The sequence below is a fragment of the Pseudomonas sp. A1230 genome, assembly GCF_044218825.1.
In the GTDB taxonomy this organism is placed as follows: domain Bacteria; phylum Pseudomonadota; class Gammaproteobacteria; order Pseudomonadales; family Pseudomonadaceae; genus Aquipseudomonas; species Aquipseudomonas iridis.
Genome location: NZ_CP162582.1, coordinates 3373880 through 3393609, shown reverse-complemented (window position 1 = coordinate 3393609; position 19730 = coordinate 3373880). Strand labels below are relative to the sequence as shown.

General features: G+C 59.4%; 20 protein-coding genes and 1 pseudogene. 9 read left to right on the top strand and 12 right to left on the bottom strand.

Features of this window, described 5'->3' with window-relative positions; all coding sequences use genetic code 11:
* Positions 1 to 322: 322 nt before the first annotated feature.
* Both AB4P97_RS15940 and AB4P97_RS15935 read right to left on the bottom strand, forming a co-directional pair.
* Entirely contained in the window at positions 323 to 1387 is a 1065-nt protein-coding gene (locus tag AB4P97_RS15940; RefSeq protein ID WP_115146195.1) for a S8 family peptidase, read from the bottom strand.
* Positions 1388 to 1686: 299 nt separating this feature from the next.
* A pseudogene (locus AB4P97_RS15935) lies at positions 1687 to 1779 on the bottom strand (hypothetical protein); the annotation flags it as partial.
* Between the two features lie 222 nt (positions 1780 to 2001).
* Between AB4P97_RS15935 and AB4P97_RS15930 the strand changes: the two are divergent.
* On the top strand, positions 2002 to 2448 hold the full coding sequence (locus AB4P97_RS15930; RefSeq protein WP_115146196.1) for a hypothetical protein: 447 nt from the start codon (positions 2002 to 2004) through the stop codon (positions 2446 to 2448).
* A 219-nt stretch (positions 2449 to 2667) separates the two neighbouring features.
* On the opposite strand, the gene AB4P97_RS15925 is transcribed toward AB4P97_RS15930, so the two are convergent.
* Positions 2668 to 3666 carry an AraC family transcriptional regulator gene (locus AB4P97_RS15925; protein ID WP_047302666.1) on the bottom strand — a complete coding sequence of 333 codons (999 nt, stop codon included), beginning with the start codon at positions 3664 to 3666 and terminating at the stop codon, positions 2668 to 2670.
* Positions 3667 to 4015: 349 nt separating this feature from the next.
* Here AB4P97_RS15925 and AB4P97_RS15920 point away from each other — a divergent pair, with 349 nt between their 5' ends.
* Entirely contained in the window at positions 4016 to 5350 is a 1335-nt protein-coding gene (locus AB4P97_RS15920) for a dicarboxylate/amino acid:cation symporter (protein ID WP_042560505.1), read from the top strand.
* Positions 5351 to 5494: 144 nt separating this feature from the next.
* Positions 5495 to 6676 carry a CaiB/BaiF CoA-transferase family protein gene (locus tag AB4P97_RS15915; RefSeq protein ID WP_115146198.1) on the top strand — a complete coding sequence of 394 codons (1182 nt, stop codon included), beginning with the start codon at positions 5495 to 5497 and terminating at the stop codon, positions 6674 to 6676.
* 64 nt (positions 6677 to 6740) lie between these two features.
* On the opposite strand, the gene AB4P97_RS15910 is transcribed toward AB4P97_RS15915, so the two are convergent.
* Together AB4P97_RS15910 and AB4P97_RS15905 are read right to left on the bottom strand one after the other, a co-directional pair.
* Entirely contained in the window at positions 6741 to 7235 is a 495-nt protein-coding gene (locus AB4P97_RS15910; protein ID WP_115146199.1) for a SprT family zinc-dependent metalloprotease, read from the bottom strand.
* A 148-nt stretch (positions 7236 to 7383) separates the two neighbouring features.
* Positions 7384 to 7986, bottom strand: coding sequence for a Yip1 family protein (locus tag AB4P97_RS15905; RefSeq protein WP_042560502.1), 603 nt, complete (start codon positions 7984 to 7986; stop codon positions 7384 to 7386).
* A gap of 272 nt (positions 7987 to 8258) precedes the next feature.
* Here AB4P97_RS15905 and ttcA point away from each other — a divergent pair, with 272 nt between their 5' ends.
* The gene (ttcA, locus tag AB4P97_RS15900) at positions 8259 to 9083 is read left to right on the top strand and encodes a tRNA 2-thiocytidine(32) synthetase TtcA (RefSeq protein ID WP_042560501.1); all 825 of its coding nucleotides are present in this window, start codon (positions 8259 to 8261) and stop codon (positions 9081 to 9083) included.
* 134 nt (positions 9084 to 9217) lie between these two features.
* Positions 9218 to 9892: a DNA-3-methyladenine glycosylase I gene (locus tag AB4P97_RS15895; RefSeq protein WP_042560500.1), complete on the top strand. Its 675-nt coding sequence runs from the start codon at positions 9218 to 9220 to the stop codon at positions 9890 to 9892.
* A gap of 113 nt (positions 9893 to 10005) precedes the next feature.
* Here the strand turns inward: AB4P97_RS15895 and AB4P97_RS15890 are convergent, their stop codons facing one another.
* Genes AB4P97_RS15890 through arsC form a run of 3 tightly spaced genes read right to left on the bottom strand, consistent with a single transcriptional unit; the run spans position 10006 to position 11379 of the window.
* Positions 10006 to 10431 (bottom strand): DUF2069 domain-containing protein, encoded by a 426-nt coding sequence (locus AB4P97_RS15890; protein WP_042560499.1) that lies wholly within the window; start codon positions 10429 to 10431, stop codon positions 10006 to 10008.
* A 1-nt stretch (position 10432) separates the two neighbouring features.
* A complete protein-coding gene (wrbA, locus tag AB4P97_RS15885; protein ID WP_042560498.1) occupies positions 10433 to 11029 on the bottom strand; it encodes an NAD(P)H:quinone oxidoreductase in 597 nt (198 codons plus the stop codon).
* Complete coding sequence (gene arsC, locus AB4P97_RS15880; RefSeq protein ID WP_042560497.1) at positions 11026 to 11379, bottom strand: arsenate reductase (glutaredoxin); 354 nt, start codon at positions 11377 to 11379, stop codon at positions 11026 to 11028. The genes wrbA and arsC overlap by 4 nt, the downstream gene beginning before the upstream one ends.
* A 113-nt stretch (positions 11380 to 11492) precedes the next feature.
* On the opposite strand from arsC, the gene AB4P97_RS15875 reads away from it, so the two are divergent.
* The gene (locus AB4P97_RS15875; protein WP_115146201.1) at positions 11493 to 11960 is read left to right on the top strand and encodes a TlpA disulfide reductase family protein; all 468 of its coding nucleotides are present in this window, start codon (positions 11493 to 11495) and stop codon (positions 11958 to 11960) included.
* A gap of 74 nt (positions 11961 to 12034) precedes the next feature.
* On the opposite strand, the gene AB4P97_RS15870 is transcribed toward AB4P97_RS15875, so the two are convergent.
* Together AB4P97_RS15870 and AB4P97_RS15865 are read right to left on the bottom strand one after the other, a co-directional pair.
* Positions 12035 to 12439 (bottom strand): META domain-containing protein, encoded by a 405-nt coding sequence (locus tag AB4P97_RS15870; RefSeq protein ID WP_047302660.1) that lies wholly within the window; start codon positions 12437 to 12439, stop codon positions 12035 to 12037.
* Positions 12439 to 12873, bottom strand: a complete 435-nt coding sequence (locus tag AB4P97_RS15865) for a hypothetical protein (protein WP_042560494.1) — start codon at positions 12871 to 12873, stop codon at positions 12439 to 12441. Before AB4P97_RS15865 ends, AB4P97_RS15870 begins: the two co-directional genes overlap by 1 nt.
* 133 nt (positions 12874 to 13006) lie before the next feature.
* Between AB4P97_RS15865 and AB4P97_RS15860 the strand changes: the two genes are divergently transcribed.
* Positions 13007 to 13453 carry a hypothetical protein gene (locus tag AB4P97_RS15860; RefSeq protein ID WP_261736521.1) on the top strand — a complete coding sequence of 149 codons (447 nt, stop codon included), beginning with the start codon at positions 13007 to 13009 and terminating at the stop codon, positions 13451 to 13453.
* Positions 13454 to 13465: 12 nt separating this feature from the next.
* Here the strand turns inward: AB4P97_RS15860 and AB4P97_RS15855 are convergent, their stop codons facing one another.
* Together AB4P97_RS15855 and AB4P97_RS15850 are read right to left on the bottom strand one after the other, a co-directional pair.
* Positions 13466 to 14455 (bottom strand): 2-hydroxyacid dehydrogenase, encoded by a 990-nt coding sequence (locus AB4P97_RS15855; protein ID WP_047302707.1) that lies wholly within the window; start codon positions 14453 to 14455, stop codon positions 13466 to 13468.
* An 81-nt stretch (positions 14456 to 14536) separates the two neighbouring features.
* Positions 14537 to 17290 (bottom strand): response regulator, encoded by a 2754-nt coding sequence (locus AB4P97_RS15850; protein WP_200616897.1) that lies wholly within the window; start codon positions 17288 to 17290, stop codon positions 14537 to 14539.
* Between the two features lie 219 nt (positions 17291 to 17509).
* Between AB4P97_RS15850 and AB4P97_RS15845 the strand changes: the two genes are divergently transcribed.
* On the top strand, positions 17510 to 18232 hold the full coding sequence (locus AB4P97_RS15845; RefSeq protein ID WP_047302656.1) for a response regulator transcription factor: 723 nt from the start codon (positions 17510 to 17512) through the stop codon (positions 18230 to 18232).
* A complete protein-coding gene (locus AB4P97_RS15840) occupies positions 18219 to 19661 on the top strand; it encodes a histidine kinase sensor domain-containing protein (protein ID WP_395601322.1) in 1443 nt (480 codons plus the stop codon). Before AB4P97_RS15845 ends, AB4P97_RS15840 begins: the two co-directional genes overlap by 14 nt.
* The last annotated feature ends 69 nt before the right edge of the window (positions 19662 to 19730 follow it).

Sequence of the window (19730 nt, the reverse complement as noted above, 5' to 3'; positions counted from 1 at the left end):
CCCCTACACTCAGCCTGCCGACGGGCCTTTTAGATCAAGATCAACAGCTGCACTCGAGCTAACGCTCATTGTGTTGAGTGGTGGAGAGGCCGGGCGGTGTGCGCTTTGCATTGAGTTCAAAATTGTGGGAGCTGGCTTGCCAGCGATGGCGGGCTGCCAGCCGGCAGTTTTTTGCGTGTACTCGGTTCAACTGTAGGAGCTGCCGGAGGCTGCGATCTTTTGATCCTGATCTTTGCGGTGCTTTTCTGGATGCGAGCCCGGCTCGATATACCGCAGGTATGTACCCTCGCCCAAACACCTCTGTCAGTCCCTCAAAACTGCATCAATCAATGCTGGAGTCCGGCGCTTGGCGGGAGGCGGCTTCTAGGTCCAGCAGTCCTTGTCCGTAGGCTTCGCTGTTGCCGTAAATGCCCGTCCGGTTGGCGGTGGCCAGCAAGTGCGCGCGCACTTGTTGTGGCGTGAGTTCGGGATAACGACTTTGCAGCGCTGCCATGGCGCCACTGACCAGTGCGGCGGCTGGAGATGTGCCGGCAGTCTGCACGTATTGACCATCCTTGTTGGTGGTCAACAGACCTTGGTCAGCACCTGAGTCGCCACCCGGTACGGCGATGCACCAGGCTGCTGCGACGCCGCAGTAGTTGGATTTGGCATTGATGGCGCTGCCATCGTTTTTCAGTGCAACCACGGCGATCCAGCCTTTTTCAAGTTCTGGCAGGGCGAGCGGCAAGCCAGGTTCGGCCAAGGGTTCTCGTTTCAATTCGTTACCGGTCGGGAAGACAAATACCGCGCCGTCCTGCACCAGTTTTCGGGCGGTTGCCAGCGATTCCGGCATGACCTGCTTGTAGCGTGCTTCATTGATCTCCGTCGCCGGGATGGCATTGGCCCACGAGTTATTGAGGATCAGTGCGCCTTTGTCGAAACCGGCCTGCCAGGATTGGGCAATCTCGCTGTCGAAGAAAAACGGCTCATTGTCGTCACCGAAACGAAACGGAATCAGCTGTGCGTTGAACGCAACGCCGTGCATACCCTGGTCGTCCTTGTTGGCGGCGAGAATGCCCGCCATCTGGGTGCCGTGACCGATTCGGTCAAAGGTGCCGACCCGGTTTTCGACATGATCAAACCCCGGATCACGCAGCCGTCCCTGAAATTCCGGCACGTTGCTGTTCAATCCCGAGTCGATCAATGCGACGGCCACGCCCTGACCGGTGCCGCCACGGGCATATAGAGATGAAGCATGAATAATCGCCAGGCCTTTCTGGGCTTGATATTCCGGCGTCTCGAACGGCGTCGGATCGATAGCGGGCTGTACGGGGTTTGTCAGGCATCCGGTTAACAGCAGCGGCAGCGCAAGCGCGGGGATGATTGAGATATTGGCTATTTGAAGCATGATCGTTCCTTGATAAGGCTCCGTGCAGGGCAGGCTTTCTGGCCTGAGCAAATGTCGCGGAGGAAGGTTTTGATGAAGCGAGAACCTTACCGGTGAGAAGCGGTGAAACGTCATGGAGGCAAAGTGCCCCGTCTGTTTCAAAGGATGGCGAATGGAAAGGTTTGAAGTATCGAAGTTTGAGGCGAGGGAGCGCAGCGCCCGGATTTACTTACCTGACCTGCCTGAATCACTTCCAACGAAGCGGTTCAACCGACATCTTCAGACATGCTTTCACTACACATCGCGACCTGTGAGCGTTTTCAATGCTCTTGAGCGCGATAGGCCCCCGGCGTCAGCCCCGTCCACTTCTTGAGCGCCCGATGAAACGCCGACGGTTCGGAAAAATCCAGTTTTCGCGGGTCAGGTCATCTTTTTATGTGAGTAAAAGGTAATGCCGTTGAAGGCCTTTGGTTTATATCGAAGTTCGAGGTTTAGAAGGGTTTTTAGTCGCTGTTGTTATTAAAACCTGTCAGTTCTTACAGGTGTCAGTTGGGTGCTCCGACGTTATTGTGACGTACCGGAACCTCGTTTGAAGGGCCGGATTTCCACTGCGGTGAAAACATGAGGGGCTCAAAGTGAACGACAAAACAGATAATTTCGATGATTTTACGGATTTTAATAACTTCGATTTTAACGGGTGGGAGGGGAGTGATAGCAGTGTTCATATCGTTAACATCAAGGGAGCTTTCTTTCTGGAAGCGCTGCCGGGTGGCGACACCAAAGTGCGTAAAAGCTTCGTAGGTTTGCCTGAGGGAAAGGCCTACCAGGTTACCTTTACTTATGAAACTCCCCATACTGGCTATGTGAGGCTTCAATATGATACCGGCCGGTTTGAACAGGCCATCACTGCTACGCAGGGAATCCTGAAAGAACATCACATATTTTTAAATTCGGGAGCTCTTCAGAAAACATTGGAGCTGTACGTGTACACCAATAGCATAGTCGGTATTTCCAATGTCAAGTTGGGTGAAATCCGAGTGCGTCAGGTTACTCAAAAATATATTGATAGTCTGGGAGGCTGATGCCACGCAATATAATGTGCATTCATCGAGTCATTGAGCGATGAATGCACACCAACCGCTGGCACGGTTATGAGGTCGCTATAAATCCATGCAAGTCGACCATCCTTCATGGGGTAACAAGCTCACAATTAGCGGCGGGCAAGATCCGTGGCAACGAAACAATCTTCGGTTTCTCGCCTCAGGTAATTAATGATTGAGATTTTTGGTCGGGCTAGCGTCTCACAACTCTTGCGCCCGATAAGCCCCCGGCGTCAGCCCCGTCCACTTCTTGAACGCCCGATGAAACGCCGACGGCTCGGAAAAACCCAGCTGTTCAGCGATCTGTTGCAACGACAGATCCGCGCGGCCCAAATGGTAGATGGCGATATCCCGCCGCAGCTGATCTTTCAGCTCTTGAAAACTGGTGCCTTCCTCGCGCAAATGCCGGCGCAGGGTTTGCGGGCTGATGTGCAGGTGCGCAGCGACGGCGTCGAGATCCGGCCAGCGTGTGCTGTCGCGGCTGAGCAAGCGGCGCAGGCGGCTGCTCAGGCTGTCGCCGTCGTCGGGGCGTGACAGCAAATCAGCGGGGGAGCGTTCGAGGAAGTGTTTGAGGGTGCGTTCATCCTGCAATAACGGCATGTGCAGGTAGCGGCTGTGGAACAGCAGGCTGCTTCGATCTGCTGAAAACACCAAGGGGCAGGGGAACAGCAGGTCGTATTCGGCGCCGTGCGCAGGTTTCGCATAGCTGAATGTCGCCTGCTCCAAGCGGATTCGCTGGCCTATCAGCCAACTGCCGAGACGATGCCAGATCACCAGCAGGCTTTCGCTGAGGAAGTGATCCGGGTCCCACAATTGCGAATCGTCGAGGCTCAGGCGCACCCATTCGTCCTCGCGGCTCAGGGTCAGGCGCGGTGCGTCGGGGAACAGGCTGTAAAACAGCAGGCCGCGTTGCAGGGCCTTCTCCAGGTTGCGGCAGTGAATCGAGGCGTGGCACATCATGGCGAAGCTGCCGGGTTTGCTCGCGGCCTTGCCGAAGCCCAGGTATTCGTCGTCCAGTGCCAGCCACAGGCTCTGGATCAGGCGGGTGAACTGTTCCGGGGCGATGCGCGCACGGGGCTCGTCAAGCAGTTCGGGGCTGATCCCCAGTTGCAACAGCAGGCCCGAGTAATCGAACCCCAGGCGGCGTGCGCCACCCAGGGCGGCACGGGCGAAATGACTGGCAACGGTGCGTTCGCGCATAAGCGGCAGATCCTTCCTCAGGCGTCGGATGGTAGCCGGGGGGTGGCAGGGGAACAAGGCGGATTTCCGCCAAATTGTAGGACGAGAACCGGCGAGTTGGCGGATATCCGCCACCCTTGAGTAACCAGGTTGTGACGAAAAAAACCTGTAACCCCTGATATCGAAAGGCTTGTAGCCATCTGCACCAAAGTGGCACGACGTTTGCGATATGAGCGATAGAAACGTGCGTTGAGCCTGTGCGCAAGGTGCCGTTCCAACAACAAATCCCTCCAGTGCAGGAGGGTTCGCAATTCAGGTGTCGCGGTCAACAGATGGATGCTGCCACGCGGGACTCTTGAGGAAACTTGCAATGACGACTCGTCAGCCAATTTACAAATCCCTGTATTTCCAGGTGATCGTTGCCATCGCTATCGGCATTCTGCTCGGTCACTTCTATCCGCAAACCGGTGTGGCCCTCAAACCGCTGGGTGACGGGTTCATTAAACTGATCAAAATGGTCATCGCCCCGATCATCTTCTGCACCGTTGTCAGCGGCATCGCTGGCATGCAGAACATGAAATCGGTGGGCAAGACCGGCGGCTACGCGCTGCTGTATTTTGAAGTCGTATCCACCATTGCCTTGCTGATCGGCCTGATCGTCGTCAACGTCGTGCAGCCGGGCGCCGGCATGCACATCGACGTGACCACTCTGGATGCTTCGAAAATCGCCACCTATGTGACGGCCAGCCAAGACCAGAGCATCGTCGGCTTCCTGCTCAACGTGATCCCGAACACCATCGTCGGCGCGTTTGCCACAGGCGATATCCTGCAAGTGCTGATGTTCTCGGTGATCTTCGGCTACGCCCTGCATCGTCTGGGTTCGTATGGTCGTCCGCTGCTGGACATGATTGATCGCTTCGCTCACGTGATGTTCAACATCATCAACATGATCATGAAACTGGCGCCGCTCGGTGCGTTCGGTGCCATGGCTTTCACCATCGGTGCTTACGGTGTCGGCTCGCTGGTGCAACTGGGCCAGTTGATGATCTGCTTCTATATCACCTGCGTGCTGTTTGTGTTGGTGGTGTTGGGTGGGATCTGCCGCGCGCACGGTTTCAGTGTGTTGAAACTGATTCGCTACATCCGCGAAGAGCTGCTGATCGTACTGGGCACTTCGTCCTCTGAATCGGCACTGCCACGCATGCTGATCAAGATGGAGCGTCTGGGTGCGAAGAAATCGGTAGTCGGTCTGGTAATCCCGACCGGTTACTCGTTCAACCTCGACGGTACTTCGATCTACCTGACCATGGCCGCGGTGTTCATCGCTCAGGCGACCGACACCCACATGGACATCACCCACCAGATCACTCTGCTGCTGGTGCTGCTGCTCTCCTCCAAAGGTGCGGCAGGTGTGACCGGTTCGGGCTTCATCGTGCTGGCGGCTACGCTGTCGGCGGTAGGTCACCTGCCGGTGGCCGGTCTGGCGCTGATCCTGGGTATCGACCGTTTCATGTCCGAAGCTCGCGCACTGACCAACCTTGTTGGTAACGCTGTTGCGACCATCGTTGTCGCCAAGTGGGTGAAAGAGCTGGACACCGACGTGCTGCAATCAGAGCTGGCCTCTGGCGGTCGCGGTATCTCCGACCAGCGTGAAGAAGACGACCTGGGTGTGGCTGAAGGCCCAACTCCGGTCAATGTGAAGTAAGCATCGCTTGTAGGAAAAACCCGCTTCGGCGGGTTTTTTCATGCCCGCAATTTGAGCGTAACGGTCACGGCTGGTGACACTTACGGTGATTGCTGTACCGGCCATCGCTGCCTAGGCTGAAGGCATCGTCCAAGGAGTTCGCCCATGTCCGCACCGCTGGCCTCATTGAAGATTCTCGATTTCTCGACGCTGCTGCCGGGGCCGTTTGCTTCGCTGTTGCTGGCGGACATGGGCGCCGAGGTGTTGCGCATCGAGTCGCCGACGCGCATGGATCTGCTGCGAGTCTTGCCGCCGCATGATCAGGGGCTGTCGGCCAGTCACGCTTATCTGAACCGCAACAAGCGCAGTCTCGCGCTCGACCTGAAACAGCCCGAAGCGCTGGAGCTGGTCAAGCAGTTGCTGGCCCATTACGACATCGTCCTCGAGCAGTTCCGCCCCGGTGTGATGGAGCGTCTGGGCCTGGGTTACGAGGCCCTGAAGGCGATCAATCCGAAGCTGATTTACGTGTCGATCACCGGTTACGGCCAGACCGGCCCGTACAAGGATCGCGCCGGGCATGACATCAACTACCTGGCGCTGGCCGGTCTTGCCAGTTATACCGGCCGGGCCGACAGCGGGCCGTTGCCGTTGGGTATGCAGGTTGCGGATATCGCGGGTGGTTCGCTGCACGGGGTGATTGGTCTGCTTGCTGCGGTGATCGCCCGTCAGCAAACCGGGCAGGGCACGCATCTGGACGTGAGCATGACCGATTGTGCATTCAGCCTGAATGCCATGGCCGGTGCCGGTTTTCTCGCCTGTGGTGCAGAGCCGGGTTGGGAAGACCAGATGCTCAATGGCGGCAGTTTTTATGATTATTACCGTTCACGGGATGGCCGCTGGATGTCGGTGGGCAGTCTGGAACCGGCATTCATGCAGCCATTGTGCGCGGCACTGGGGCGGCCGGAATTGGCGGCGCAGGGCTTGTCGCCCAAGCCCGAGCATCAGCGAGCGCTCAAGGAAGCCTTGAAGGTCGAGTTTGAAAAGCATGACTTTGCCGAACTGTGCGAGTTGTTTGCCGGGATCGATGCGTGTGTCGAGCCGGTGTTGAATCTGAGCGAAGCAGCCGAACATCCGCAATTACAGGCGCGGGAGTTGGTGACGCAAGTGCCGCGCGGGGATGGTTCGACGCAGGCGCAAATGGCATGCCCACTGAAGTTTTCCCAAGGGTTGCCGGCGCCACGGCATGTCGGGGCGGTGTTGGGACAGCATACGGATGAGGTGTTGGGAGAGTTGGGGTTGAGTCCTTCGAAAATTGAAGAGCTGCGCCGGGCCAAAGTCATTCTTTAGTGCCTGTTCTGGCTTCATCGCTGGCTTGCCAGCGATGGGGCCAGTCAGGGCAACACAACACTGACTATTCCACCCGCATCTCACCACTGAACACCAACGTGTTCCGGCATCTGCGGCACAGATACCGCCGCCCTTGCCGCACCAGACTATGGCGCTGCGCCGAAAACGGAAAATCACTTTCCGCACACGGGCATTTGTAGATGTAGCGGGTCACGCTGCGGCGTTTGACTGCATAAGTGTGGCAGCGATCCGGCGGCAGTTCGTAAACGCCGCGCATGATCAGTTGCCATTCTTCGCCGTGGGGCTGGATGCGGTCGCCGAACAGCTGATGGGCGATCAGGTGCGCAACTTCGTGGGCCACGGTTTGCTTGAGGAAGTGTTCGGCGTTTTCCCGGTAGAGCTGAGGGTTGAAGCGCAGCAGGTTCTCGTGCAGATGCGCGACCCCGGCTTTTTGTCCGCGCAGCTTGAGACTCACCACGGGGCGTTGGAAATGACGTTTGAAAAAGGATTCAGCGAGTTGGTAACAGTCTTCGACGCGAGTATTGAGTTGCTCGGGCATGCTTGATGGATCTCCAGAGGCGTCAAGTATGCCGCAACCCTCGAGAGTTGCGAATCGCCGAACCGCCGAATGGTCATCCTCCACACGAGAAGGCCGCCTTGCGGCGGCCTGTATTGGCAGATCTTGTTTTTCTCGGGGAGTCATTGCGTCAGTTGGTATAGACGGGGCCTACGCCCAGTCCCCAGACAATCACGGTGAACGCCATGATGGCTACCAGCACCACCAGACCCACCGCCAATACCGAGCTGGAAAACAGAAAACCTTCGTCCGACGGTATATTCATGAACGTCGGTAGCCCCACGTACAACAGGTACACCGTGTAGCAGATGGCCGCCGTGCCAACGATCATGCCCAGCCACATATGCGGATACAGCGCCGCCAGCCCGCCGACAAACAGCGGCGTCGCGGTGTAGGTGGCAAACGCCACGCAACGCGCCAGGCTGGGGTTGGCGTCATAAGTGCGGGCCATCCAGTGCACGAAGGCACCCATGACCGCGACCCCGCCGAGCATCGCCAGGTATGACATGACCGTCATCCACGCCGCACTTTCTACGGTGAGCATGACCGGCGCGCGATTACCAATCACCCAGCCGACCTGGGTGGTGCCGATAAACGCCGAGACAGCGGGGATCGCCGCCAGAATCAGCGTGTGCGTCAGGTACATGTGGCTGATGCTTTCCTCTTGGTCGCCACGGATTTCCTTCCATTCCTGATCGGGGTGGGTAAAAAGTCCCACTACGTGATGGATCATGCCATTCACTCCTCTTGTTATTGCCATCGCCCCCCAACGGAGCGCCTACGGGCCAAGGTGGCCGAGCAAATTCAGGTCTTCAGATGTGTGCGACCTTACGTCGCAGTATAGAAAGGTCTTAACCGCACAGGCACTAGGGGCTTAGAGCAAATTGCGCTGTAAACACGGGGCTTAATCGCGGTGGGGTCTTGCCGCAGCCCGACGGCCCTTCGCCCTCACGATTTTTTTGCGTAAAATGCCGGCCTTTCGTCACACCTCACGGATTTCGCGTCATGGGCACTCTTACGGTCAACCAGAACAAGCTGCAAAAGCGCCTGCGCCGTCTGGCGGGCGAAGCTGTCGCCGATTTCAACATGATTGAAGACGGCGACAAGGTCATGGTCTGCCTGTCCGGGGGCAAGGACAGCTACACCATGCTCGACGTGCTGATGCACTTTCAGAAGGTTGCGCCGATCAGGTTCGAGATCGTCGCCGTGAACATGGACCAGAAGCAGCCGGGCTTCCCCGAGCACGTGCTGCCTGCCTACCTCAAAGAGCTGGGCGTCGAGTATCACATCGTCGAAAAAGACACTTATTCGGTGGTCAAAGAGCTGATCCCGGAAGGCAAGACCACCTGCTCGCTGTGCTCGCGTCTGCGTCGCGGCACGCTGTACACCTTCGCTGACGAAATCGGCGCGACCAAAATGGCCCTCGGTCACCACCGTGACGACATCGTCGAGACGTTCTTCCTCAACATGTTCTTCAACGGCAGCCTCAAGGCAATGCCGCCCAAGCTGCGCGCCGACGACGGCCGTAATGTGGTCATCCGTCCGCTGGCCTACTGCAGCGAGAAAGACATCCAGGCCTACTCGGACCTCAAGCAATTCCCGATCATCCCGTGCAACCTCTGCGGCTCGCAGGAAAATCTGCAGCGTCAGGTGGTCAAGGAAATGCTTCAGGACTGGGACCGCAAGACCCCGGGCCGAACTGAAAGCATCTTCCGCAGTCTGCAGAATGTGATTCCGTCACAACTGGCCGACCGCAATCTGTTCGACTTCACCAGCCTCAAGATTGACGAGACCGCCGCTTCGCGCTTCGTCAACGTCGTTAACCTGTAAACACCTTCAAATGTGGGAGCGAGCCTGCTCGCGAAGAGGGAGTATCAGTCAACAAATCAGTTGAATGACACACCGCTTTCGCGAGCAGGCTCGCTCCCACATTGGTTTCTTCGCTTTATTCAATAGGAGAGGGCATGCGCGATTACAAGTGGCTGCACGAATACTGTCTGAACCGTTTCGGTTCGGCGGCTGAACTGGAAGCCCATCTGCCCGTCCCCAAGACTGCGGCACAACTGCGCAAGATCAGCGACGACCGCTACCTCTCGACCATGGCCCTGCGTGTATTCCGCGCCGGCCTCAAGCACAGTCTGGTAGACGCCAAGTGGCCGGCCTTCGAAGAAGTGTTCTTCAAATTCGACCCGGAAAAAGTCGTGCTGATGAGCGCCGAACACCTTGAACGATTGATGCAGGACGCGCGGATTATCCGTCACCTGGGCAAGCTCAAAAGCGTGCCGCGCAACGCGCAGTTCATTCTCGACGAGGAAAAAGAACGCGGCAGCTTTGGCGCGCTGATTGCCGACTGGCCGGTGACCGACATTGTCGGTCTGTGGACGTACCTGAAAAAGCGTGGACATCAACTGGGTGGGCTGTCGGCGCCACGGTTTTTGCGCATGGTCGGCAAGGACACTTTTGTGCCGAGCTATGACGTGGTGGCGGCGCTGAATGCGCAGAAGATCGTCGACAAAGTGCCGACCAGTCTGCGTGATCTGGCGATTGTGCAGGATGCGTTCAATCAGTGGCATGAACAGAGTGGCGGGCGGGCGATGAGCCAGATTTCGATGATGCTCGCTTACACCGTCAATCATTAAGACCGCGTCGCCCCAATCGCTGGCAAGCCAGCTCCCGCAGGTTTTGCGTCGATCACAAATTAGTGTTCCAACACAGATCCTTTGGGAGCTGGCTTGCCAGCGTTGGCGTCAGCTCAGGCGACTGAGATTTCACCCTCGCCAGCCAATTTGCGATTCAACTGATACCGCCAGCGCACATACAGCAGCGCCGAGCAGAACACCGCCAGGCTTGCCGCCATTTCCAGCACGCCAAACCACTGTCGGTTCGGGTCATACGCGGCCAGTGCGCCTTTGATGAAATACAGATTCACCACAAAGCACATCCATGAATGCCCGCGGGCGCTGCCCATGATCATCGCCGGAGCGAGGATCAGCCACGGGACCAGTTCGACCAGCAGAATCACCCACGGCCGCGCACCATGCAGGTCGGCGAATATCAGGTAATAGACGGCGAGCAATCCGGCCAGGGCGAAAAAGCTCAGCAGACTGATGATCCGCATCGCCTTCACGCGCGGCTCCAGCCACTCGACAGAGGGCAGGACTTTCGGCTTCTTGGCCACCTCAGCCCTCCAGTTTCTGCGCGGTTTTGGCCAAGCGCAGACCGAGGGCGCGACACAGCGCCACTTCGTGCTGATCAAGACCTCTTTTGCCATCCGCGCCGGCGTGGTGGCTGGCACCATAAGGCGTGCCGCCGCCTTGGGTTTCCAGCAGCGCCGACTCGCTGTAAGGCAGGCCGGTGATCAGCATGCCGTGGTGCAGCAGCGGCAGCATCATCGACAGCAGGGTGGTTTCCTGACCGCCGTGCAGGCTGGCGGTGGAGGTGAACACGCCGGCCGGTTTGCCGACCAGCGCGCCGGTCAGCCAAAGGTTGCTGGTGCCATCGAGGAAGTACTTGAGCGGCGCGGCCATGTTGCCAAAACGCGTCGGGCTGCCCAGTGCCAGACCGGCGCAGTTTTTCAGGTCGTCGAGGGTGGCATAGAGCGCACCTTCGTCCGGGATGCCTGGCGCTACGGCTTCGCACTCGGTGGAGATCGCCGGCACGGTACGCAGGCGCGCTTCGAGGCCGGCCTGTTCTACACCGCGGGCAATCTGCCGCGCCATCTCGTTGGTCGAGCCGTTGCGACTGTAATAGAGGACCAGAATGTATGGCGCGCTCACGGCAGCAACTCCAGAATATTCTCCGGTGGACGACCGATGACGGCTTTGTCGTCGGCTTCGAGAATCGGCCGCTCCATCAGTTTTGGATGTTCGGCAATCGCGGCGATCAACTGTGCTTCACTGAGGCTGTCGTCAGCGAGCTGAAGCATTTTGTATTCATCTTCCCCGGTACGCAGCAATTGCCGCGCGCTGATTCCGAGCTTGCCGAGCAGGGCCTTGATTTGCGCGGCATTCAGCGGGGTTTCGAGGTAGCGCACGACGTTCGGCGTCAGGCCGCGGGCTTCAAGAAGCTCCAGCGCACCGCGGGATTTCGAGCAGCGCGGATTGTGATAAAGCGTCAGATCGGTCATGTCGGGTCGCTTCTGGCGTAGAGTGGCGGCTATTCTAACTGTGCAGCGCGCAATCCAGAACCTTCAGAGGCGATGGGTCGCAGGCGTTTTCAAATTTTCACAAGGAACAGGACATGACACGGCGATTGGCAGCGGCATTGACGATAATCGGGGCGTTGATGCTGGGGGGTTGCGGCAACGATTACGGGATTGACCAGAACGGTCAGAAGGTCGCATCCGAGCGCCTCGACAAGCAATGGGTAATCGTCAACTACTGGGCTGAATGGTGTGGCCCGTGCCGAACCGAAATCCCGGAGCTCAACCACTTGGCTGAAGAGCTCAAGAGCAGGAAGGTCGGTGTGTTCGGGGTCAACTTCGACAACGTGCAGGGTGAAGAGCTGAAGAGCGCCAGCGAAAAACTGGGCATCAAGTTCACCGTGCTGGCGCAGGACCCGGCGGAGTTGTTCGAGCTGCCACGCAGCGAAGCGCTGCCAGTGACATACATCATCGACGACAAGGGCAAGGTTCGGGAACAGCTGATGGGCGAGCAGACGGCGGCCGGGGTGATGGCGAAGCTTGAGGCGTTGCAGGCTGCGAAGTAGCTTTCAAAAGCCCCTCACCTCAGCCCTCTCCCAGTGGGAGAGGGCCAGGGTGAGGGGCTTGGCGATTCAAGCGATCAACCCTCTTCCAGCCACCAGCGCAACGGTTTGCCTTGCGCCGGCCAGAAGCGCATCTGCTCGATTGGCGAAATATCCCAGCGCTCGACATGCTCCAGCGCCTCCAGGAACCGTTGTTCCTGTTCCATCAGCGCCGGTGCACACAGTTTGCGGGTCTTGCCGATCTTGCCGAAGGTCAGCTTGTCGCCATCCAGGGTGTACGGCGCGAACCAATGGTTGCAGCCGCCGTTACCGTAGGCACGACCGTCATCGCCAAGGGTCACGGTCAGATGGCTGTAATCCATCAATGGCCGCTCGCCGATCCATTCCAGAATGTAGCTGCGGTTCTGTTGCAGTTGCACAGGCTCGGCGGCGCAGCCCGCGAGGCCAATACCGACCAGAGCGGCCAGGGCAAAGCGTTTCATCACGCAGGCTCCTGGCATTTCGGGCACAGGTGCTTGTCGCCAACGGCCTTCCAGCCCAGCTCGGCAATGCGCGCGGTGGCGGCCGGTTTTTCTGCCGTTTTGCCCAGCTTGGCGTCCACTGCAAACTCGAAGTTCAGCGCTTTGGCGCAGCTGTCGCAATTGACCTGCCAGGTGTGGATCGCCAGTTCGCCGAACACCGGGCCCGTGGTCATCGCGGTCCATTGGCCCGGCGGGTTGATCAGGTGGCGGACGGTTTCAACGGTCAGGCGCATGGACAAATCCTTGCTGCCTTTGAGGGTGACCAACAGCGCGTCACCGATGCGGATCGAGCCACCGTTGCCGGTGACCTGATAGCGGCCCGGTACGAGGGCGCGGCATTCGGTGAGGGTGTGTTGCGGGTTCATCAGGTTGTAGCGGAAATCGTGTTCGACCATGGGTCCTCCAAATATGCGCGACATGCTAGCACGGGCTGGATTGCAGAATGATGCACGCGTGCGACCTTCGATCAGGTTCAAATCGACCTGCGCACATGGCAAACTGCCGCCCTCGACTCTGAAGGAACGGAACATGGCGCTGATCGAATGTTATGAATGCAAGCGGAGCATCAGTTCCGAAGTCAAAGCGTGCATTCATTGCGGGGCTCCGATGGCGGAGCACCAGGCCCACGCACAAGCGCAGACCGCAGGCGCATCGGCTCAGGCTTCGACGATTTCTTTCGGCAGTCTGCCGCGTAACAGCGCGGTTCCTGAGGCCGCGGTGTTGCCGCAAGCTTCGCAGGGTTTGCCGAAAGTCATGCCGGCTGCGGCGGGGCGTCGGCGTCGACAACAGGCCGCGCAAGCTGCGCAGATCAATGAGGACGGCAGCCGCCCGGTGGAAGGCTGGCTGAAGATCATGGTGTTCCTGATTCCGTGGATTTTCGTCTGGTTCCTGCTGCGCAGCGGCCATTCGGCGAAACAGCGGTTGTTCGGCTTCGGCTGGCTGGCGTTGCTGATTCTGGCGTCGTCGCTGAAGTAAGCGGTTAAGCGATCAACCTTCGACCTGATTCTGCGGTGATCCCGCCGCCCAGGTCGCGATATTGCGCAGGGTCGTCGCAGCAATCGCGCCCAGCGCCTCTTGCGTCAGGAACGCCTGGTGCGCGGTGACGATCACGTTAGGAAAGGTCAGCAGACGCGCCAGCACATCGTCCTGCAACGGCAAGTCGGAACGATCCTCGAAAAACAGCTGCGCTTCTTCTTCATACACATCCAGCCCCAAATAGCCGAGTTGACCGTCCTTGAGGGCGTCAATAAGCGCCGGGGTGTCGACCAGCCCGCCGCGACCGGTGTTGATCAGCATGGCGCCGGCTTGCATGTGCGCCAATGAATCGCGATTGATCAGGTGTTTGCTCTGCTCGTTCAGCGGGCAGTGCAGGCTGATGATACGCGACTGCGCGAGCAAGTCCGGCAGGCTCAGATAACGTGCGCCGAGTGCCAGAACATCGGGATTTGGATACGGATCGTACGCCAGCAATTCACAGCCGAAACCGTGCATGATTTTCGCGAAGGCGGCGCCGATCTGTCCGGTGCCGACGATGCCGACAGTCTTGCCGACCAGATCGAAACCGGTCAGGCCATGCAGACTGAAATCACCCTCGCGGGTGCGGTTGTAGGCGCGGTGCAGGCGACGGTTGAGGGCGAGGATTAGCGCCACGGCATGCTCGGCCACGGCATGCGGCGAGTAGGCCGGAACCCGCACGACGGCCAGCCCCAGACGTTTGGCCGCGAGCAGATCGACATGGTTGTAACCGGCCGAACGCAAGGCAATCAGCCGGGTACCGCCCGCCGCCAGACGTTCCAGCACTGCGGCGCTGAGATCGTCATTGATAAAGGCGCAGACCACCTCATGCTGGTCGGCCAATGCCGCCGTATCGAGACTGAGCCGGGCCGGTTGAAAATGCAGTTCAATCTCTGCCGGGCAATCGGCATCGAGGAAACTCTCGCGGTCGTAGGTCTGGCTGCTGAAAATGATCGTGCGCATGGAATCCTCCTGGAGCATCACCGGGGCTGCATCACCCGAGTCCACTTTAGCCGTGACGGCGTTGACCGGCATTGCGCTGGATCAGGCGCTGATCTTCGCTTGCGCGGCCAATCGGTTGATTGCAAGTTCCAGCTCATCCAGCGCCATCGCTGCTTTCGGGTCTTCCTGTTTGAGCAGGGTTTCACTGCGCTGGCAGGCTGCGCGCAATTGCGGTACGCCGCAGTAACGCGTGGCGCCATGCAGGCGATGCACGCGTTCAATCAGTGCATTCTGGTCGTGGTTGTCGCGCGCGCTGCGGATGGCTTCGCGGTCGGCCTCCAGTGAAGCCAGCAGCATCGCCAGCATGTCCGCCGCCAGATCTTCTTTGCCGGCAGCCAGACGCAAACCTTCCTCGTGATCAAGCACTGGCAGTTCGTGATTGCCCGCAGCACCTTCGCTGACGCGCTCCGGTGCCTGATTGCGCAGTGCCAGACCGGTCCATTTCAGCACCACTTGCGCCAGTTGCCGCTCGCTGATCGGTTTCGTCAGGTAGTCATCCATGCCGCTTTGCAGCAACGCACGTTTTTCGTTGGCCATGGCATGGGCGGTGAGGGCGACGATCGGCAGCGGTGTGCAATGCCGCTCGCTTTCCCACTGGCGGATGGTTTCGGTGCTCTGGCGACCGTCCATGCCCGGCATCTGCACGTCCATCAGCACCAGATCGAACGATTCGGTCTGCACTGCTTTGACCGCGGCATAACCGCTTTCCACGGCCAATACCTTGGCGCCCATGTCTTCGAGCAAGGTCTGCACCAGCAACAGGTTGGCCGGGTTGTCGTCGACACAGAGCACTTTCGGCGCGCGACTCGACAGCGGTTCGCCGGGTTCGTTGCGCGGTTGGCGCGGGTTGGCCAGGTCCGAAAGGGCGCGGCGCAGTTTGCGCGTGCAGGCCGGTTTGGCCTGCAGCTGGCTGTGCGGGTTGGGCACCGACAGATGGAACAGCGTCTGCTCAGTGGTCGGGCACAGCACCAGCACTTTGCAGCCCAGGTGTTCGAGGTCCCAGATATGCTGGTTCAGGCGTTCGGGCAGCATGTCGTTACTGGTGATGCCGATCACCGCCAGATCAATCGCCTGATCGGTCTGGTGTGCGCCAGTAACGCCATTGGTCAGGCTTTCCAGGGTATTGAACGGGGTGACCATAAGCCCGCAGTCTTCCAGTTGATGCTGCAAGGCCTGACGCGCCAGTTCATGGTTTTCCAGCACGGCGACCCGGCGGCCGAGCAGCGGCGCCGAGGGCAAGTCTTCGGCATCGTCGCGGGCTTTGGGCAGGCTCAGGCTGATCCAGAATTCCGAACCTTCGCCCGGCGTGCTGTCGACGCCGATCTCGCCGCCCATCTGTTCGATCAGGCGCTTGGAGATTACCAGACCCAGTCCGGTGCCGCCGGGCTGGCGCGATAGCGAATTGTCTGCCTGGCTGAAGGCCTGGAACAACGCGCGCACGTCCTGATTCGACAGGCCGATGCCGGTGTCCTGGATGCTGATGCGCAGCTGCACGCTGTCATCGTGCTCTTCTTCCAGCATTGCACGGGCAACGATGGTGCCCTCGCGGGTGAACTTGATGGCGTTGCTGACCAGGTTGGTGAGGATCTGCTTCAGGCGCAGCGGATCACCGACCAGCGACAACGGGGTGTCGCGGTACACCAGACTGACCAGTTCCAGCTGCTTGGCGTGAGCGGCGGGGGCGAGAATCGTCAGGGTGTCTTGCAACAAGTCGCGCAGATTGAACGGAATGTGGTCGAGCACCAGTTTGCCGGCCTCGATTTTCGAGAAGTCGAGAATCTCGTTGATGATCCCGAGCAGGCTGTCGGCGGACTTTTCGATGGTGCCTAAATAGTCGAGCTGGCGCGGGGTCAGTTCACTTTTCTGCAACAGGTGGGTGAAGCCGAGAATGCCGTTGAGTGGCGTGCGGATTTCGTGGCTCATGTTGGCGAGGAATTCGGATTTGATCCGGCTCGCCTCCAGAGCCTCTTTACGCGCCAGATCGAGTTCGATGTTCTGGATTTCGATGGTTTCGAGGTTCTGGCGCACGTCCTCAGTGGCTTGATCGACGCTGTGCTGCAATTCTTCCTGGGCGTTTTGCAGGGTGCCGGCCATGCGGTTGATGCCCGACGCCAGTTCGTCCAGTTCCTGACTGCCGAGGGGTGGCAGACGGGTTTCCAGGTGACCGTCCTTGAGTTGCGCGACGGCCTGTTTGATCTGGCTCAGCGGCCGATTGATGGTGCGGCCCATGCGTAGTGCGAGCAGCGCCGCACCGGCGAGGCCTGCGGCGATCAACAACAGGCTGGCAAACAGGCTGCGATACCCGCGCAGCAACATGCCGTTGTGCGACAGCTCGAGTTCAACCCAGCCGAGCAGGCGCTCGGATTCTTCCGGGATCAGTTCGCCGGCGAGGTTGCGGTGCTTGCCGAAGACCGGCATCAGGTAACGGGTCGCGTCATTGCCGCTGCGTCGTTGCAAGTGCGCGCTGTCGCCGCTCGGCGCCTGATTGAGCATGGTCGGGCCGGCGTGGGCCAGTGGCGAGCGATCCGGCGCGAGAAAGGTCACCGCGCGCACGTCCGGTTGTTCGAGGGACTGAGTGGCAATGCGTTCGAGCAGTTCGCCATTGCCGTGGCCCATCGCCGGCGCCACCAAGGGTGCCAGTTGCTCGGCGATCATTTCGCCACGCTGGAGCAATTGGGTTTGCAGGTCGGACTGCTGCGTCCAGGTGAAATATCCACCCAGCACCAGCGCCATCAGGCTGGTCGGCAACAAGGTCAGCAACAACACGCGACCTTTGATTCCCAGTTTCTTGAGCACGCCTATCTCCTGCATCCCGCTGATCTGTTGACTCATGCGTGCATCCGGCACGCGACTTGGGCGCAGTGTAGCGATTTGCTCGCGGGCAATCTCCGGAAAAATACCGGCGTTGTCGTTCGGCCTGGCAAGGCGCGTTTGTCCGACAGTGCAACCTTGGGTTGCCCGGTGTCCGCCAATCTTGAATAATCGCGCCTAACTGAGAATTACTTGCAGATACTCATGACTCCTGTTTCCGTTGGCCAGCCACGCATTCTTTCCATCGAGGACGATCCGGTCCTGGGTGCCTATGTTCATGAACATCTGGGTCGCAGCGGGTTTCAGGTGACCTGGTGCCAGAACGGCCAGGAAGGCCTGAACATCGCCCAACGCCAGCCGTTCGACGTGGTGTTGATGGACATCCTTTTGCCGGGGCTGGACGGTCTGAACGTGCTCACTCAACTGCGCCAGAGCCATTCGACGCCAGTGCTGCTGATGTCGGCGCTTGGTGCCGAAGCCGATCGCATCAGTGGTTTTCGCCTGGGTGCCGACGATTACCTGCCCAAGCCGTTCAGCATGGCCGAACTGCATGTTCGCATCGAAGCGATCTTGCGCCGGGTCGCCCTTGATCGGCGTCCTCCAGAGCGCTCGGCGCCAGTGGCGACCGGCACGCTGCGCTTCGACGATGAACAGTGCGACGTGTATTGGCGCGAGCAACCCGCTGGCCTGACCCGAAGCGAATTCCGTCTGCTGGAAACCCTCAATCGCAATGACGAGGAGGTCCTGAGCAAGGCCTTCCTTTATCAGCACGTTCTGCAACGCGGCTATGCCGCGCACGATCGCAGCCTCGACATGCACATCAGCCAGATCCGCCGCAAACTCAAAGCCATCGGCTACACCGAGCGCGAAGTGCGCACCGTGTGGGGCAAGGGCTACGTGCTCAGTGGTGCCGATGAAAGTGTCTGAGTTGCCGGGGCGTCACTCGCTGTTCTGGAAACTGGCCTGTTTGCTGGTGGCGTTCTGTCTGCTAATGATCTGGCTGAGTTGGTCGTGGGGCCGATACATGGAGCAGCGCAACCAGTTCCTGTCTGACGTCGCCCGCGACACCCTTACACGTTACGCCGCTGAAGCCGAGCGGGCGTGGCAGCAAGGTCGGCGTGACGGCGTCGATAGTTGGCTGCAGAGTATGGAATTGCGCGAGGCTGGCTGGGTCGGCGTAATTGACAGCAATTTGCAGTCGCTGGCCAATGATCCGTTGAACGAGCAGGAAATCCAGCGCCTGACTTTTCTGCGCGGGCTCGATTGGCCGATTCATAAAAAGGGCCGGCCCGGGCTGCGCATACCGTTTCCCAAGGATCCTTCCGCCGGCAGTCTGGTGATCGAGTTGCCCGAGCGTTTCCTGCCGGGCAAATATCGACTGTTTTGGCGGGTGATCACCAACGGGGTGATTCCGGGGTTGTTCACCTTGCTGCTGTGCGTGGGGCTGTATCGCCTGCTGGTGGTGCCGCTGAACAATCTGCGCGAACAAGCCAATGCCTGGCGTGCCGATCAATTGAATGTGCGGTTATCCAGCGGTATCACCCAGCGCCCGGACGAACTCGGTGAACTGGCCCGGGCGTTCGACTCGATGTCCGAACGTCTGCAGTCCACCGTCGCCCTGCAACAGCAACTGCTGCGAGACCTGTCCCATGAACTGCGCACGCCCCTGAGCCGATTGCGGGTAGCGAGTGAAAGCGAGCAGGGCCTGGTGCAATTGCGCGCACGCATCGGTCGTGAAGTCGACGGCATGCAGCGACTGGTCGAAGACACGCTGCAACTGGCGTGGCTCGACACCGAACGCTCACCATTGCCCGACGAGGCGATCCAGATTCAGGCGCTGTGGGAAATGCTCACCGATAACGCCTGTTATGAAAGCGGCTGGCCGAGCCTGCAGTTGCAGTGCTCGGTGCAGGCTTCTTGCTGGGTGCGCGGCAATCTCAACACCTTGGCCCAGGCGCTGGAGAACATTCTGCGCAACGCCATTCGTCATTCGCCCGAGGGCGGGATTGTGCGGCTGGAAGGACGGCGGGACGGGGATTACTGGCATCTGTGGCTGGAAGATCAGGGCGGCGGCGTGGCTGAAGCGGATCTGCAGCGGATTTTTGATCCGTTCACCCGACTCGACGGCTCGCGCCCGGGGGATGGCGGGTTTGGTCTGGGGTTGAGCATCGCCAGGAATGCGGTGCAGCGCCAGGGCGGAACGCTTTGGGCGGAGAATAGCGGGGCGGGGTTGCGGGTGAATTTGCGGTTGGTGGCGGATGATGCTGTTGTCAGCCCAGACGCCATCGCTGGCAAGCCAGCTGCCACAGGTGCCAGCGGCGCTCACCCAACCTTCACCCACCCCCAGGCCCTGTAGGAGCATTCGAGTGAAACGAGGCTGCGATCTTTTGATCTTGTTTTGTTAGACGCCAGATCAAAAGATCAC

Bases quoted from the DNA above. Each gene is read 5' to 3' on its own strand.
- AB4P97_RS15940 (WP_115146195.1), bottom strand. From the start codon at position 1,387: ATGCTTCAAATAGCCAATATCTCAATCATCCCCGCGCTTGCGCTGCCG.
- AB4P97_RS15925 (WP_047302666.1), bottom strand. From the start codon at position 3,666: ATGCGCGAACGCACCGTTGCCAGTCATTTCGCCCGTGCCGCCCTGGGT.
- AB4P97_RS15920 (WP_042560505.1), top strand. From the start codon at position 4,016: ATGACGACTCGTCAGCCAATTTACAAATCCCTGTATTTCCAGGTGATC.
- AB4P97_RS15915 (WP_115146198.1), top strand. From the start codon at position 5,495: ATGTCCGCACCGCTGGCCTCATTGAAGATTCTCGATTTCTCGACGCTG.
- AB4P97_RS15910 (WP_115146199.1), bottom strand. From the start codon at position 7,235: ATGCCCGAGCAACTCAATACTCGCGTCGAAGACTGTTACCAACTCGCT.
- AB4P97_RS15905 (WP_042560502.1), bottom strand. From the start codon at position 7,986: ATGATCCATCACGTAGTGGGACTTTTTACCCACCCCGATCAGGAATGG.
- ttcA (WP_042560501.1), top strand. From the start codon at position 8,259: ATGGGCACTCTTACGGTCAACCAGAACAAGCTGCAAAAGCGCCTGCGC.
- AB4P97_RS15895 (WP_042560500.1), top strand. From the start codon at position 9,218: ATGCGCGATTACAAGTGGCTGCACGAATACTGTCTGAACCGTTTCGGT.
- arsC (WP_042560497.1), bottom strand. From the start codon at position 11,379: ATGACCGATCTGACGCTTTATCACAATCCGCGCTGCTCGAAATCCCGC.
- AB4P97_RS15875 (WP_115146201.1), top strand. From the start codon at position 11,493: ATGACACGGCGATTGGCAGCGGCATTGACGATAATCGGGGCGTTGATG.
- AB4P97_RS15870 (WP_047302660.1), bottom strand. From the start codon at position 12,439: ATGAAACGCTTTGCCCTGGCCGCTCTGGTCGGTATTGGCCTCGCGGGC.
- AB4P97_RS15865 (WP_042560494.1), bottom strand. From the start codon at position 12,873: ATGGTCGAACACGATTTCCGCTACAACCTGATGAACCCGCAACACACC.
- AB4P97_RS15860 (WP_261736521.1), top strand. From the start codon at position 13,007: ATGGCGCTGATCGAATGTTATGAATGCAAGCGGAGCATCAGTTCCGAA.
- AB4P97_RS15855 (WP_047302707.1), bottom strand. From the start codon at position 14,455: ATGCGCACGATCATTTTCAGCAGCCAGACCTACGACCGCGAGAGTTTC.
- AB4P97_RS15845 (WP_047302656.1), top strand. From the start codon at position 17,510: ATGACTCCTGTTTCCGTTGGCCAGCCACGCATTCTTTCCATCGAGGAC.
- AB4P97_RS15840 (WP_395601322.1), top strand. From the start codon at position 18,219: ATGAAAGTGTCTGAGTTGCCGGGGCGTCACTCGCTGTTCTGGAAACTG.